This window comes from Mesorhizobium sp. WSM4823 (assembly GCF_055811195.1).
On the sequence record NZ_JBVVQL010000021.1, the window covers coordinates 52,747 to 66,430 of the forward strand.

Sequence of the window (13,684 nt, forward strand, 5' to 3'; positions counted from 1 at the left end):
ATGCAGAACTCTCTTGAGGGGATCACTGTCGTAGCCGTGGAGCAGGCCGTGGCCGCGCCTTACGCGTCGTCTAGGCTAGCGGATGCCGGTGCCCGGGTCATCAAGATCGAGCGGCCCGAAGGGGACTTTGCCCGAAGCTACGACAAGCTGGTTCGAGGGCAGAGTGCTTACTTCGTCTGGCTTAATCGGGGTAAGGAATCGGTGTGTCTGGACCTGAGGTTGGAGGCGGACCGCGAGGTCCTGGACACGCTCGTTGCCGCTGCTGACGTCTTTATCCAGAATCTGAAGCCGGGCAGCGTCGAAAAACTAGGTTTCGGGTCTGCTGACCTGCGTCGCCGATTTCCGCGCCTGATAACCTGTGACATTTCGGGTTTCGGTGACAAAGGCCCTTATTCACACTTGAAGGCTTATGATCTCATCGTCCAGGCCGAAACAGGTCTATGTGCGATCACCGGCAACCAACAAGGGCCTGCGCGCGTCGGGGTCTCGGTCTGTGACATCTCAGCGGGCATGACAGCGCACAGCGCCATTCTTCAGGCGATGTATCACCGCGAGGTCACCGGCGAAGGGACAAGCATACAGGTGTCACTGTTCGATGCTGTCGCTGACTGGATGAATGTTCCGGTTTTGCAAAACGACTATAGCGACTACCGCACGGAACGCGCCGGTGTGAAACACCCGTCACTGGCACCCTATGGCGCCTATCGATGCGCCGATGGCAAGGACGTCATCTTTTCGGTTCAGAATGATCGCGAATGGGTGAATTTTTGCGAGAAGTTTCTAGAGCAGCCGGAACTTACACGCGCACCTGGCTTTGCCGATAATATGGAGCGCCTCAGTCACCGTGCCCAACTTGATAAGATTATTGAACGTCGGTTCTCTGAATTATCCTGCCAGGGAGCAATGCAGGAGCTTGAGGCAGCCGGACTGGCATATGGCCGACTGAGCGAAGTGGCGGATGTTTCAAAACACCCACATGTCCGCAGAGTCGAGATTGGCACGCCTGAAGGAAGCGTCGAGACGATCGCGCCGGCGGCAATTTTCAACTATGAGCAGCCCTCGCTACGCCCAGTTCCGGCTCTTGGCGCTCATACCCGGGCTGTTCGCGAGGAGGTCCGCGGGCTTCTGCGCGACAGATCCGCATCAGCATGAGTGCGCGTCTCAGCGAGGTGAGTGGGCACGCGATTTCCAAAGAGCCTGTGTCCCTCCGGTCATCTCAGCGTATCGGCCGCCAACAGTATTAACTGGCACCGCCCTAACCGGGCGCAGAGGGGACTTCATGATCAAGGACACCTGGGCGGCCATTGAAAGTAAGATGTCTGCACCCCGCTGGAGATCCCTGCTTTTCGTTCCCGCTCACGTTCCGCGATATGTTGAGAGGGCGCGCAAGAGGGGTGCAGATGGCGTCATTCTCGACTTGGAGGATTCCGTTCCTCAGGATCAGAAGGATGAGGCACGGCGACAACTTTCTAATTCCGTGGCAAAGGTCGCGGGCGAGCGCACCTCTGTTTTGGTGCGCGTGAATCGTGGTTTCCGCGCGCTGGCGGCCGATCTCGATGCAGCCGTCACGGCAGGCGTCGATACGCTTGTTCTTCCGAAGACGGATTCGGCGGAGTGGGTTCAAGAGATCGCGAATGCAGTTTCAGAACTTGAAGGGGAAAGAAATCTTCCGCTGGGACGCATCCGGTTCCTTGCCCAGATCGAGACCCCGGCCGCCTTGCAAAGGCTCGCGGCCATTGCGGTGGCCCATCCCAGGATGGTCGCAATGGCGCTCGGTCCCGAAGACTTCAGTGCCGCTGTCGGCGGCTGCCCTGAGTTCGACCTTCTGTTGTCGCCGAACCTTTCTGTTTTGTTTGCCGCCCGTGCGGCCGGCTTGCTCCCACTGGGCTTCGTAGGGAGCATCGGCGAGTTCTCCGATAGTGATAAAATTCGTGAAGCCGCGACGCGTGCGCGGCGGCTTGGCTTTGTTGGAGCCTTGGCGATCCATCCGACACAAGTGGCCATATTCAATGAGGCTTTCTCGCCAAGCGTACAAGAACTCGCGTGGGCTCATCGTGTCGTCGCGGCGGAAAACGATTCCGCGGCGCGGGGCAGAGGTGCTTTCGCCTTGGATGGAAAGATGGTCGATGCACCGATCATTCGAAGAGCCCGTGAAATCCTTGCCTTGGGCCCGCAAGCTGAGCTGGAACTTTGAGACCTTCGCCAACTGATGAGACCGGACGAGACATCACAAAGAAGCCACGACCCTCCAATTGCGTCGCCAGCGGGTCTCTGCGGCGTGGCACAATTATTGCTATCGCGCCATCGCATTTCGAGATAGATTATATAAATTGGAGTTGGCCCTCGGAAGAGCACCCGTGGAAATCAGGCAGTTAAGATATTTCGTCGGCGTGGTTGAAGCAGGCAGTTTTACGAAGGCCGCAGGCTTCCTCAATGTCGCGCAGAGTGCGCTGAGCCTACATGTGCGTCAACTGGAGGAAGGTTTCGGTACCCAGTTGCTAATACGCGATAGGACCGGCGTGAGTGTCACGGCGTCGGGAGCCAAGCTCCTCGAGCGGGCGCGGGCGATTCTCAGTGAAATTCGACTTACCGAGGTGGAATTGACCAACACAACTGCTTCCCCGGCGGGGGAGGTGACTATTGGCATTCCGTCTGGAGCTGCTCGAGTCCTAAGCGGCCCGCTCCTTGAGTCGGTAAGAAACGAACTGCCCAAGGTGTCCCTCAAGATGGTCGAGGGTATGACTGGACCGCTGGAGGAGTGGATGGCTGCTGGACGCTTCAATCTGGCGGTTCTCTACCGCACCGCGGACAGTGTAGGGCGAATGACGGTGCTAGCGCGCGAAAACCTTTGTCTGGTGGTCCCGTCCGGTGAGCCGCCTTTCGAAGACGCGATATCTCTGGCTGACCTGCATGCATTCCCGCTGGCTGTTCCCATGCGCAACAACAATGTCAGGCGTTCTGTGGCTGACGTCGTCGCACAACACGGTTGCGCGCTGGACGTCAAGTTTGAAGTGGATTCGCTTTCAACGATCATCAACATGGTGATGGAGGGGAAAGCCCATTCTATTCTCGCCCCGTCTGCGGTTCAGAAAGAAGCTTCTCAAGGGCTGGTCCGGACGGTCAAGATTGTCGATCCGGTGATCACCCGCTCCGTTGTGCTTGCGGTAAATTCGAAAGACGAGCGTTCTGCGGCCGTTTCGGCGATACGCAAGCTCATTCCGAAGGTCGCCAGAGAGTTGATAGAGAGCCGCCGCTGGGCAGCATCCGTTCCTGACGCGGCCTGACGGCCGTCGTTCTATAAAGCACGACCCTTTTTTGACATCGATTAGCTCGATCTGGATTCCAGATGGATTTCGGCACTAATCGATATTTGACCCGCCGCGACCGTCGCGATGAAACTGGCTCAGGCGAGAGTTCAGCGGCTTCGACATCGAACGGCGCTGGCTTGGCAATTCAGCGCAGTGGAGCACGCATGTTCGAGGCTAGGAGCAACGAGCTCTTTATAAACGGCAAATGGCGAGCCGGTGGTAGCAAAGCCACATTGCCGGTGATTAATCCTGCGACGGAGAAGGTATTTGGCTCGGTGGCCTCGGCGACGGTGTCGGATCTGGATGAGGCCCTCGCTTCGGCAGAACGCAGCCGCAAGGCTTGGTCTTCACGGCCTGCAAAAGAACGTGCCGAAATCCTGGTAGCAGCCGCAAGAATCTTGGCAACGAAGATTGAAGCGGCAGCCAGGGACCTGTCGGCCGAACAAGGAAAGACGATTGCCGAAGCGAAAGGTGAATACGCACGCGCCGTCGAAACGCTGGAATGGAACGGCAGGCACGCCGACGAGCTGTCGGCCCCGATTCCGATGGGCCCGAACCGGATGGTCGTCCCGGAGCCGCTCGGTGTCGTTGCTGCTTTTACGCCGTGGAACTATCCAGCCGTTCTCATCGCCCGCAAGCTCGCCCCCGCGCTTGCGGCAGGCTGCCCAGTGATCCTCAAAGGGGCTGAAGAGACCCCGAGCGTGGCGGTCCATATCGTTGAATCATTGCGCCAAGCAGGCGTCCCCGACGGCGTGGTCAATCTCGTCTTCGGTGTTCCTGTGCACATATCGCGGCATTTGCTCAGTTCACCAATCGTGAAAGTCCTGACTTTCACGGGTTCGACCGCGGTTGGAAAACAGCTGGCCGCACTAGCGGCGAATAACTTACAGCGTTGCATTCTTGAACTCGGTGGGCACTCTCCTGTTATAGTGTGCGATGATGCCGACCTGGCAAAGGCCATACCGGCCATTTCGGAATACAAGTTCGAGTGCGCGGGCCAGAGTTGCAATGCTCCCAGCAGGATTCTTGTCGCTCGATCCCGCTATGAGGAATTTCTGTCCCAAATGACGGAGGCGGTTCGCACAATCAGGATCGGGCTACCAGACGATCCTGCGACGAACATGGGTCCGATGGCGAATGCGCGGCGAATCGAGGCCATGCAGCGCCTGACAAAAGATGCGGTCGAACGGGGCGCCCGCATCGAGACCGGTGGCACCCGGCTCGACCGACCGGGCTTTTACTGGCCGCCAACTATCCTGACGGGCGTGCCGAAGGATGCGAGAGTGCTTCATGAAGAGCCGTTCGGACCGATCCTCACTGTGGCGCCGTTCGAAGGGATCGAAGAGGCAATCGAGGAAGCCAACGCCACCGATTACGGCCTGGCCGCGTATTTGTTCACTGGCGCTGCCGATACGCAACGAAAGCTCACCAACAGTCTTTCTGCGGGAGCTGTGAGTGTGAATTACCTGAAGGGGGTTTCCGCGGATGCGCCTTATGGCGGCATCAAACAGAGCGGTTATGGATATGAGGGCGGCGAGCAGGGGGTGCGAAGCTTTCAAATCCTCAAGATGGTGAATGGCCTCGGATCATTTGGATGAGTTTTCGTGAATAGAAGAACGCGGACCATCGCCGGCAAGGACATCACAACGAGCGTTGCCGACGCCCTTCAGTACATCTCGTATTACCATCCTCCAGATTACATCCGGTCCCTTTCGCAGGCCTACGCGCGCGAACAGAGTCCAGCGGCGAAGAATGCCATTGTGCAGATTCTGGTTAATTCCCGCATGGCTGCCTTTGGGCGGCGGCCGATGTGCCAGGACACCGGCCTTGTAGTGGTCTTCGCCAAGATCGGCATGGACGTCCGCATCAACTCAGCGGGCGCTTTCGCAGACCTCGTGAATGACGGCGTCCGTCAGGCATATCTAGACTCGGACAATCCTCTTCGGGCATCGATCGTTGCCGATCCGCTCGCCGGACGCGTCAATACTCGTGACAACACGCCGGCCGTCGTCCACGTCGACCTTGTACAGGGTAACCAGATTGAGATCACCATTGCCGCAAAAGGCGGCGGGTCAGAAAACAAAGCACGTTTTACCACCTTGAACCCCAGCGCCTCCGTTTCTGACTGGGTGATTGACGCAGTCTCGACGCTAGGCAGCGGATGGTGTCCGCCCGGCCTGATCTCCGTTGGCATCGGTGGTAGCGCTGAAAAGGCAATGCTGCTGGCCAAGGAGGCAATGAACGAGCCCATCGACATGTCGGAACTAATCGCCAGGGGGCCGTCAAGCGCGGAGGAGGCATTGCGGATTGAGCTTTATGAGCGGATTAATGCACTTGGCATCGGGGCTCAGGGCCTTGGTGGCCTGACGACAGTCGTCGACGTCAAGGTTGCGACCTATCCTACCCATGCGGCGTCCAAGCCCGTTGCTCTGATCCCGCAATGCGCCGCCAACCGGCACCTAAAGTTTACCTTGGACGGCTCCGGGCCAATCAGGCTGGAGCCGCCCGATTTGCACGAATGGCCTGACATTGGGACCGACCAATTGAGTTCAGCCGGCGTCCGGCGGGTTAACCTCGATGTGCTCACGAAGAAAGAGACTGCATCGTGGCGCTGCGGGGAAACCCTCCTTTTATCCGGAAAGATGCTGACGGGCCGTGACGCGGCCCACAAACGAATGGTCGACCTGATCGATGCCGGCAAGCCGCTTCCGGTCGATCTGAGGGGACGAGTGATCTACTACGTCGGCCCCGTTCGGGCAGTGAGGAATGAGGTTGTTGGACCCGCTGGTCCAACAACCGCCAGCCGCTTGGACGATTTTGCGGAAAAGGTGCTCGCCGAAACCGGCCTGTTCGCGATGGTAGGGAAAGCGGAGAGGGGGCCGGCTGCCATCGAGTCGATCGTAAGACACAAGACGCCCTATCTTGCTGCAGTGGGTGGGGCTGCTTACCTCATTTCAAAGTCGATCAAGGCGGCACGGATCGTTGCCTTCGAAGACCTCGGCATGGAAGCAGTCTATGAATTCGAGGTCCAAGACATGCCGGTCATCATGGCTGTCGATGTCGAAGGAAACTCCATTCACAATTCGGGGCCTCTTGAATGGCGTAAGCGCATGGCGGCGGATAGCATCGCACGAAATATTGGCGTTTGAGCCATTCCAGCCGGTGGTGGGGGGTAGCATCACTTCCACGTGAGAACAGCACTAGAGCAGAGGTCATGAAGGTAAAACCCAATCCTGTGCGCCTCGACGCGTGGGATATCCGGATTCTTTCAGCGATTCAGTCAGACGGTAGAATTTCAAAGAGCGAGCTTGCAAAGCGCGTCCATCTGTCGGCTTCGGCGTGCTCGGATCGGCTCCGTGCACTCGAAGCTGGAGGAATTATTGAGGGATTCTACGCGCGTCTCAGTCCAGCCCTGATCGGTGGCATGGTCTTTGTGATGGTGGAGGTCGTGCTGGACCGTCATCGTCTCGAGGACCAAAGACACTTTGAGACTGCCATCCAAGAATTCCCGGAAATCCTGGATTGCTGGGCGATCGGCGGGAGGATCGATTATCTGATGCGCGTTGCAACTCTTTCCATGGCTACCTACCAGGATTTCATGGAGGGATTGCTGCAGGCAGGCTTGGGGATCGATCAATACTACAGCCTTGTGGTGACCAAACCTGTGAAATCCAACGGGCCGATTCCCTTGTCTTCACTACGGCAGCGCTAATCTCCCCAGCCTTGTTTTCCGTGGGATTGGATCTCCATTCCGCGAATTCCGTGGTCAAACACGCGCATTCCCGTGAAACACAAAAGAACGGCTCCCTTATAAGGGGGAGCTGACCGTGTCTCCCATCAGCCAAACATGGAGAGACAGGATGATGCGCCTGATCAAGCCGAAAATCGAGCAATTGCGAAAGAAGGATAGAAGCCTGTGGCTCCGAAAGAGAAGTTCAAATTCAAAATCGAGAACGAAAATTACGAGTGGGGCAACCAGTCCATAACCGGCGCTGAGGTCAGAGGCGTAGGACCTAGCATCCCAGATAGCATGGACTTGTATGTGAAAATACCGGGCCAGCCCGGCCGGCTGGTGGGGCGTGACGACAAAATCGATTTGCGACAGCCGGGGATCGAAAAATTTTACGCCCAGGATGCAAGTTCGGAGGCGGGTAATCGGTAATGTCCCTATTGGTCAATTCTGACTACGAGATACTTAAGAAAGCTGGCGTCGACTTTGAAGAAGAAGGGGCGGCCCGCTTTCTTATATTCAAAAACTTTCCGCTGCCGAGAGACATCTATCTGGCCGATGGGAAGCCGGTCCACGCGGCCGATATTTTGTATGTCATTCCGCAGAACTACAATAGCTCGGGGGGTGACATGTTCTGGGTTCACCCACGCCTCCATCGGGCTGACGGTAAGGCGATCCCAAATGCCGGCGGTCCTGGTCCCAATGAGGATACCCGTACTCATAAAGGGACGGTGTTTTGCCGGTGGTCCAGACACTGGGGTAATAATCCGTGGAAGCCAAAGGTCGACGACGTCCAGACCATTATGGACCGGGTTTCGTGGGCGTTGAAATACCCCGACGCGAGGCGCTCATGAACGGACATCGCATTTCGATTGCAGGTTCTCTCGAGGGTAGGCTCAAGAGCTGGCTGACCGGGCACCCTGACGGTTACGAGCGCGGCGCGCTGGTTCTCTTCCGCAAAATGGAGAGAACTGTACTGGGTCTGCCGCCGTCGGCGCGTTTCCTGGCTGTTGACGTGATTGAGATGGATGGCGACTGGGTGCTGGAAAGCTCCCCTGCGCATTTGCGCATTAATCTGCGCGAGTTCCAAGACGTCTACTTTCGCTGTGAGCAGGAGCGGCTCGAATTGGGATTCGCCCACAGTCACCCAAGTGGCGTTCTGGATTTCTCGATCAAGGATGATCAGAACGAACACAGCATCCTAAGGGGATACGCTGGCTGCAATGGCCCTGAGGTATCTCTTGTCGCTCTGATTTTGGCCGACGGCCATTGGCGTGCGAGAGTTCGGCCGGGTGCGGCCCCTCACCGCGTGACTGACGCCCGGCATGTCTGTGTGCTCGGGACGAAGCTGGCAGTTCATTTGACCAAGACCGGCGATGCTGCATACTCGGAAGTGCTAAGGCGCCAAGAGGCAGCCTTTGGCGAACCGTTCAACGAGAAGCTCAGATCGTTGCGCGTGGCGGTCGTCGGAGGAGGCGGAACCGGGTCTTCAGTTGCCACACTCATCGCACGTGCGGGGGTAGGCGAACTCATTATCATCGATGGCGATTTGCTCGAAGACAGCAATCTCAACCGAGTCCGCGGATATCGCCGTTCCGATGTGGGGGAGAGCAAAGCTGTCACTTTAGCCCAGTACATACGAGATCTGGGCTTGGGGGTTACTGTGGCTGCCATTGAGGCTTATGTTAATGAATCTGGAGAGGCGGTCGATGGTATTTCCAGCGCTGATCTGGTTTTCGGCTGCACCGACGATGTCGCTGGAAGAGAAGTTCTCAATCAGGCAGTGTACTATTATTGTCAAGGGCTTATCGATTGCGGGCTCACCGGCAACATTGGTCTTGACCAGGAGCGCCAGCCGTACCTACGTGACCATAGAGGTCGGGTTAGCACTGTTCTTCCCGAATCTGGCGGGTGCCTAAGATGCCAAGGCGTGGTTACGGAGGAAAAGCTCAGTTACGAGAGTGCACTGAAGGCGCGTCCGGAACTGGCAGAGCTGGATCCAGAAACACTCCGAGCGGAGTACTATCTGGTCGGTGGCGGGGAGCGGGCACCCGGAGTCGGGCCCTTCACCAGTGCGACGGCGGACATGGCCGTAGCGACATTGTTTGATCTGGTGCGCCCCTATCGGCGGCTTCCAAGCGATGTCCGCCGTGACAACATTTGGTGCGACTTCGTGCACATGGCAATTTACAGCAATATGCCAAAAGACAACGCTGATTGTTTTTGCTGCGGTCCAGATGGCTTGTTGCTAGCGCAGGAGAATGGGTACCGGCTCAGCATGCCGTCACTCGGCAAGCCGTGTTGAATCACATGTGGATTTGGCTGCGATCACTCCTGCGTCGGCTCATTCTCGGTCCAGACGGTCAGAAAACACCGAGATCCCAAAATTCTCCTGAGAAACGGTCAACGGACGTATTTTTCCCCCGTTGCGCAGTAGTGGAAAAGACGCCTTCGAATGACAAGGTTCCGCCAGGACAGTTCATCAGTGTCGTGCACAAAGGCCGACCATACTGGGCGATCTTTAGGTGCCCCTGTGGGTGTGGCGATGTGGTTTCGTTACCAACGCATCCGCCACATAACCCCAGGTGGCGCATCGAGGTGAGCCCAGAGGGTCGCCCAACCTTGCATCCCTCTATTTGGAGAACCAAAGGATGCCTAAGCCATTTCTGGCTTGACGACGGAAGTGTCTACTGGTGTGAAGATACCGGTGTCGAGCCTTGGCGAGCTCGACCAGACATTTATGCAAGGAAGCTCTAGCGCACGTCCTGCACTCGACGACGCTTTTGCGTGTGACGACGGCCATTGCCGTGAGGCAATCCACGTTGATTAGGTGGAATGATGGCAAGAGCGAGCTCTTGATGGTCTTGTGCGCTCCGAATGGCCGCATGTAGTTATGACAACACAATAGAACGCCGCCTACTGGGCGTGGACGCTGCCGTCGACCACATGTCCAGGGATGCGTATTAGGTTTCATCATTTGGCTCGGTGGTGCGGCATAAAGGTATCACATCAGCGCGTTTCAAGCGACCGAGCGGTTGATACGGAAATGGCCCGGAAACGTGGGCGGCTATCTGCTTAAGCGGGCAGCAGGTGCAAAATCTCGTGAACGTGCGCACGCATTACTGACCTACGCGAAGGATCTCTGATCACTTTCAAGGTGGCTCGGGCGTCCGCTGATTGGCAAAGTCACGTTCAGGCCTGATTTCCACGACATCGGATCCCGATTCCGCGAAATCATCGGCGAAAAACGTCCATTCCCGCGAAACTCGAGCCCTCTTTCCGGTATACTGCTTGCCAATGAGCTGGCCGGCCGAGTGCCTCCGCCATTGTGTTGCGAGGAGAGGGAACATGCGCTTGAGCAATCTGGGAACCGAGCAACTCCGGGAGAAGGATCGAAGCTTCGTCTTTCATCCGTCTACCCATCTGGCCAAGCACAGCCGAGGCGAGACGCCAAATCGGATTATGGCCGGTGCAGAAGGCGTCTACATCTGGGACACCGAAGGCAGGAAGAGCCTCGACGGTTTCGGAGGGCTCTACTGCGTCAACATGGGATATGGATGCACGGAAATTGCCGAGGCCATCGCCCGGCAAGCGCATGAGCTGCCGTTCGCACACGTCTATGCCAGCCAGGGGACGGAGCCGGTCGCCCTTTTGGCAGAGGCGGTAGTTGAGTATTTCGGACGGAACATGCGACGGGTCTATTTCGGCCTATCCGGTTCCGATGCCAACGAAACCAACATCAAGCTGGTCTGGTACTATAATAACATCCTCGGTCGGCCCGAAAAGAAAAAGATCATCTCACGAAATCGCGGCTATCACGGATCTGGATTGGTCACCGGTAGCCTGACGGGCCTTCCCTTCTTCCATAACTTCTTCGACTTGCCCCTGGACTTGGTGCGCCATACAACCACGCCGCACTACTATCGCCAGGCGCGTACCGGGGAGAGCGAGGAAGCTTTCTCCCGGCGCTGTGCCGATGAGCTTGAAGCGTTGATCCTGACCGAAGGTCCCGAGACGGTTGCGGCTTTTATAGGAGAGCCGGTACTTGGAACAGGAGGTATTGTGCCGCCCCCCACAGGGTACTGGACGGCCATTCAAGCGGTGCTCGACAAGTACGATATCCTTCTCATTGCCGATGAAGTGGTCTGCGGCTTCGCGCGAACCGGCGAGAAGTTCGGTTCCCACCTGTACGACATGCGCCCGGATTTCGTGACGATCGCCAAGGGTTTGAGTTCCGCCTACCTCCCTATATCCGGGTCAATCATTGGCGATCGTGTTTGGTCGGTTTTGGAACAAGGGACTGAAAAGCATGGCGCACTCGGGCACGGCTGGACATATTCGGGGCACACGCTTTGTGCTGCGGCCGCGCTCGCCAACATTCGACTGCTTAAAGAAAAAAATGTTTTGGAGCATGTTCGCGATGTTGGACCGTATTGGCAAGACCGGATGAAGGCTGAGCTGGCGGGACATCCCATCGTCGGTGAAGTTCGCGGAGTGGGTATTCTGTGCGCGGTAGAGATGATGCGGGACCCAAAGCAAAGGATACCATTTGAAGCCGACCTTCAGGTCGGGGTGCGCACTTCAGCTGCTCTGTTTGAAAATGGTGTGATCGGACGGGCCATGCCGCATGGCGACATCCTCGGCTATGCGCCACCTCTTATCATTACCCGAAAAGAGATCGACATCATCGTCGATGCGACCGCGAAATCGGTCGATGCCACATATCGCGCCCTGAAGGCTGAGGGTGCCGTATGATCTTCCAAATCCGACGGGAGTGAGCACTGGCCCGACCATGTGCAAGAATGCTGTCATACATCCCATGAAAAAACTCTGCACGGACCAGTCGTAAAGTCTGGCTGCGTCAGGGGCCGTCTTTGGATGCTGGGCTTGACTGCATTCTGTTGCGCCGAGCAAACCCAAACATTTGAATTCAAGACATCTGATCCTGAGCATGCTCCGGACCACTTTACCCGCAAGTTGTAACCGAACCAGTTCTGCCGCCACTGTCCTGCCCCCCCAACAACCAGGGCCTTTGTGCGGCGCGCCCTGCCGGTGTACCTCCCCGCCGGCAGGGCGCACTTTTTGATTCGCCCCATCAGGATCCATAATGGGCCGTCGGGAATCGCGCGTTCAAGGATGATTTCCGTATTGGGATGCAGATCGAACTTAGACGCGACTTTACACCATTGCAGCGCGCCATGCCCACAGTTCCACGGAGCGGCCACGCCGAAGAAATCGTCCTCAATCATCTGTTGCAGCAGAACAATCGCGGCGGTGAATTCTCACATCTCAAGCCCAGTGTGGCCATATCTGCTGATGAGCTCCGCGTCGCCTGCGAAGTCAATGACAGTTGTCCAGCCATGCACGCGGCGGCCGGGAGCGTGCAGAAAGAGGAAGAAGCGAGCGCGACTATGACGAGGGACATGCCACTTGTTTTCGAGACATTCCTTGAAAGACTGTCACAGAGTGTCGATGAAGCAGATTTCCGGGAAGCCTTGGCTGAGGCGGCCGCAAGATTTGACCTACTCTCCTTTGCGTACCTGTCTTTGCCATCACTGCCTTCTGGCAAGCCAAGGCTAATTTCGAATTACCCACCTCGCTGGGCCATGCAGTATCTGGAAAATCAGTATGAGAAGCTCGATCCTGTCATCTTGCGTGCTCGAAGTGGCGGCCTCCCATTTCATTGGGGATCGGATGTGTGGGGCGGTAAGATGTCGCCGGCTCAACAGCAGCTATTTGATGAGGCGGCCCGATTCAGCATCCGCTGCGGATTGACGATCCCAATCGTCGATCTACGAGGCCGCACTGCCGCGGTTACGTTCGCCGCCGATGAGCCTCGTCCAGTATTTCTTCGGGTCATCGAGCGGTACGAACAAGCTCTTCAGCTGATGGCCACCTGCTTTCATCGTTGCGTTCGCCGCAAACTGCCGGGCGATCGAACCGTGGATGGGATCTTGCTGACGTCGCGCGAATATATGTGCCTGCGGTCGGCAGCGCGCGGCAATTCAGCCTGGGTAACCGGCTGCATCTTGGGCATTAAGCCGCGCACCATCGCATTCCATTTGGAGAATGCCAAGAAGAAGCTGGGCGTGCGCACGCAAAATCAGGCCATAGCCCTTTTGGGGTCCCAAGGGAGCTCGATTCTCTGAGTAGCTCTTTGACCCGCTGTGCTCGGGCCATCGGTCGCAGTATTTTAACAGCGGCGAAGCGATGCTGAGACCCTTTGTTCCGCCCGGCTTGGTCAGGCGCGATGCAGTCGTATGTTACCGTCACACTTTGCACTCAAAGGGCTCAGTCGGCGTCTCGTTCCGACGCTAGATGTTTAGTCCCGGCATTTGCTGGAGCGGATCGAGTTTGAAGCGTTCCGGTTGTGACGCCCACGCCTTGCAGATGAACTCGTAGGGCGTAAGGCCTTTGAGGGTCTTGAGCCTGCGACCGAAGTTGTAGGCCGAGATGAAGTCGGCAAGATGCTGGCGGAGTTGGTCGTGGCTCTCGTAATAGAAACGCCTGACGGTTGCATCCTTGATAGTCCGGTTCATCCTCTCGACCTGGCCGTTGGTCCACGGATGTGCGTGTTTCGGTAATTCCCGGACACCCTTTTCGCTAAATCCCGGACAGTGATTTCAGTAATTCGCGGACAGCGATT

Annotated in this window: 12 protein-coding genes and 1 pseudogene; 12 read left to right on the plus strand and 1 reads right to left on the minus strand. The window is 57.1% G+C overall.

Features of this window, described 5'->3' with window-relative positions:
- The 12 genes from AC0L26_RS29955 (at position 1) to AC0L26_RS30010 (ending at position 13,187) form a co-directional block, all read left to right on the plus strand.
- Positions 1–1,152: a CaiB/BaiF CoA transferase family protein gene (locus tag AC0L26_RS29955; RefSeq protein WP_473635797.1), complete on the plus strand. Its 1,152-nt coding sequence runs from the start codon at positions 1–3 to the stop codon at positions 1,150–1,152.
- Positions 1,153–1,279: 127 nt separating this feature from the next.
- Positions 1,280–2,194: an HpcH/HpaI aldolase/citrate lyase family protein gene (locus AC0L26_RS29960; RefSeq protein WP_473635798.1), complete on the plus strand. Its 915-nt coding sequence runs from the start codon at positions 1,280–1,282 to the stop codon at positions 2,192–2,194.
- 163 nt (positions 2,195–2,357) lie between these two features.
- A complete protein-coding gene (locus AC0L26_RS29965; RefSeq protein ID WP_473635799.1) occupies positions 2,358–3,284 on the plus strand; it encodes a LysR family transcriptional regulator in 927 nt (308 codons plus the stop codon).
- 188 nt (positions 3,285–3,472) lie between these two features.
- Positions 3,473–4,906, plus strand: a complete 1,434-nt coding sequence (locus AC0L26_RS29970) for an NAD-dependent succinate-semialdehyde dehydrogenase (protein WP_473635810.1) — start codon at positions 3,473–3,475, stop codon at positions 4,904–4,906.
- Positions 4,907–4,912: 6 nt separating this feature from the next.
- Positions 4,913–6,457 (plus strand): fumarate hydratase, encoded by a 1,545-nt coding sequence (locus AC0L26_RS29975; RefSeq protein ID WP_473635800.1) that lies wholly within the window; start codon positions 4,913–4,915, stop codon positions 6,455–6,457.
- 65 nt (positions 6,458–6,522) lie between these two features.
- A complete protein-coding gene (locus AC0L26_RS29980; RefSeq protein ID WP_404926424.1) occupies positions 6,523–7,020 on the plus strand; it encodes an Lrp/AsnC family transcriptional regulator in 498 nt (165 codons plus the stop codon).
- Positions 7,021–7,224: 204 nt separating this feature from the next.
- The gene (locus AC0L26_RS29985; protein WP_473635801.1) at positions 7,225–7,470 is read left to right on the plus strand and encodes a multiubiquitin domain-containing protein; all 246 of its coding nucleotides are present in this window, start codon (positions 7,225–7,227) and stop codon (positions 7,468–7,470) included.
- The gene (locus AC0L26_RS29990) at positions 7,470–7,892 is read left to right on the plus strand and encodes an E2/UBC family protein (RefSeq protein ID WP_473635802.1); all 423 of its coding nucleotides are present in this window, start codon (positions 7,470–7,472) and stop codon (positions 7,890–7,892) included. The genes AC0L26_RS29985 and AC0L26_RS29990 overlap by 1 nt, the downstream gene beginning before the upstream one ends.
- On the plus strand, positions 7,889–9,343 hold the full coding sequence (locus AC0L26_RS29995) for a HesA/MoeB/ThiF family protein (protein ID WP_473635803.1): 1,455 nt from the start codon (positions 7,889–7,891) through the stop codon (positions 9,341–9,343). The genes AC0L26_RS29990 and AC0L26_RS29995 overlap by 4 nt, the downstream gene beginning before the upstream one ends.
- Positions 9,344–9,348: 5 nt before the next feature.
- Entirely contained in the window at positions 9,349–9,795 is a 447-nt protein-coding gene (locus AC0L26_RS30000) for a ubiquitination-like system serine protease family protein (protein ID WP_473635811.1), read from the plus strand.
- A gap of 591 nt (positions 9,796–10,386) precedes the next feature.
- Positions 10,387–11,793: an aminotransferase gene (locus AC0L26_RS30005; protein ID WP_473635804.1), complete on the plus strand. Its 1,407-nt coding sequence runs from the start codon at positions 10,387–10,389 to the stop codon at positions 11,791–11,793.
- A 668-nt stretch (positions 11,794–12,461) separates the two neighbouring features.
- The gene (locus AC0L26_RS30010; RefSeq protein WP_473635812.1) at positions 12,462–13,187 is read left to right on the plus strand and encodes a LuxR family transcriptional regulator; all 726 of its coding nucleotides are present in this window, start codon (positions 12,462–12,464) and stop codon (positions 13,185–13,187) included.
- Positions 13,188–13,352: 165 nt separating this feature from the next.
- Here AC0L26_RS30010 and AC0L26_RS30015 read toward each other — a convergent pair.
- Positions 13,353–13,622, minus strand: a pseudogene (locus AC0L26_RS30015) (integrase core domain-containing protein); the annotation flags it as partial.
- Between the last annotated feature and the right edge of the window lie 62 nt (positions 13,623–13,684).

Excerpts from the sequence above, each read along its gene's own strand:
- AC0L26_RS29955 (WP_473635797.1), top strand. The coding sequence starts at position 1 with ATGCAGAACTCTCTTGAGGGGATCACTGTCGTAGCCGTGGAGCAGGCC.
- AC0L26_RS29960 (WP_473635798.1), top strand. The coding sequence starts at position 1,280 with ATGATCAAGGACACCTGGGCGGCCATTGAAAGTAAGATGTCTGCACCC.
- AC0L26_RS29970 (WP_473635810.1), top strand. The coding sequence starts at position 3,473 with ATGTTCGAGGCTAGGAGCAACGAGCTCTTTATAAACGGCAAATGGCGA.
- AC0L26_RS29980 (WP_404926424.1), top strand. The coding sequence starts at position 6,523 with ATGAAGGTAAAACCCAATCCTGTGCGCCTCGACGCGTGGGATATCCGG.
- AC0L26_RS29990 (WP_473635802.1), top strand. The coding sequence starts at position 7,470 with ATGTCCCTATTGGTCAATTCTGACTACGAGATACTTAAGAAAGCTGGC.
- AC0L26_RS29995 (WP_473635803.1), top strand. The coding sequence starts at position 7,889 with ATGAACGGACATCGCATTTCGATTGCAGGTTCTCTCGAGGGTAGGCTC.
- AC0L26_RS30000 (WP_473635811.1), top strand. The coding sequence starts at position 9,349 with ATGTGGATTTGGCTGCGATCACTCCTGCGTCGGCTCATTCTCGGTCCA.
- AC0L26_RS30005 (WP_473635804.1), top strand. The coding sequence starts at position 10,387 with ATGCGCTTGAGCAATCTGGGAACCGAGCAACTCCGGGAGAAGGATCGA.
- AC0L26_RS30010 (WP_473635812.1), top strand. The coding sequence starts at position 12,462 with ATGCCACTTGTTTTCGAGACATTCCTTGAAAGACTGTCACAGAGTGTC.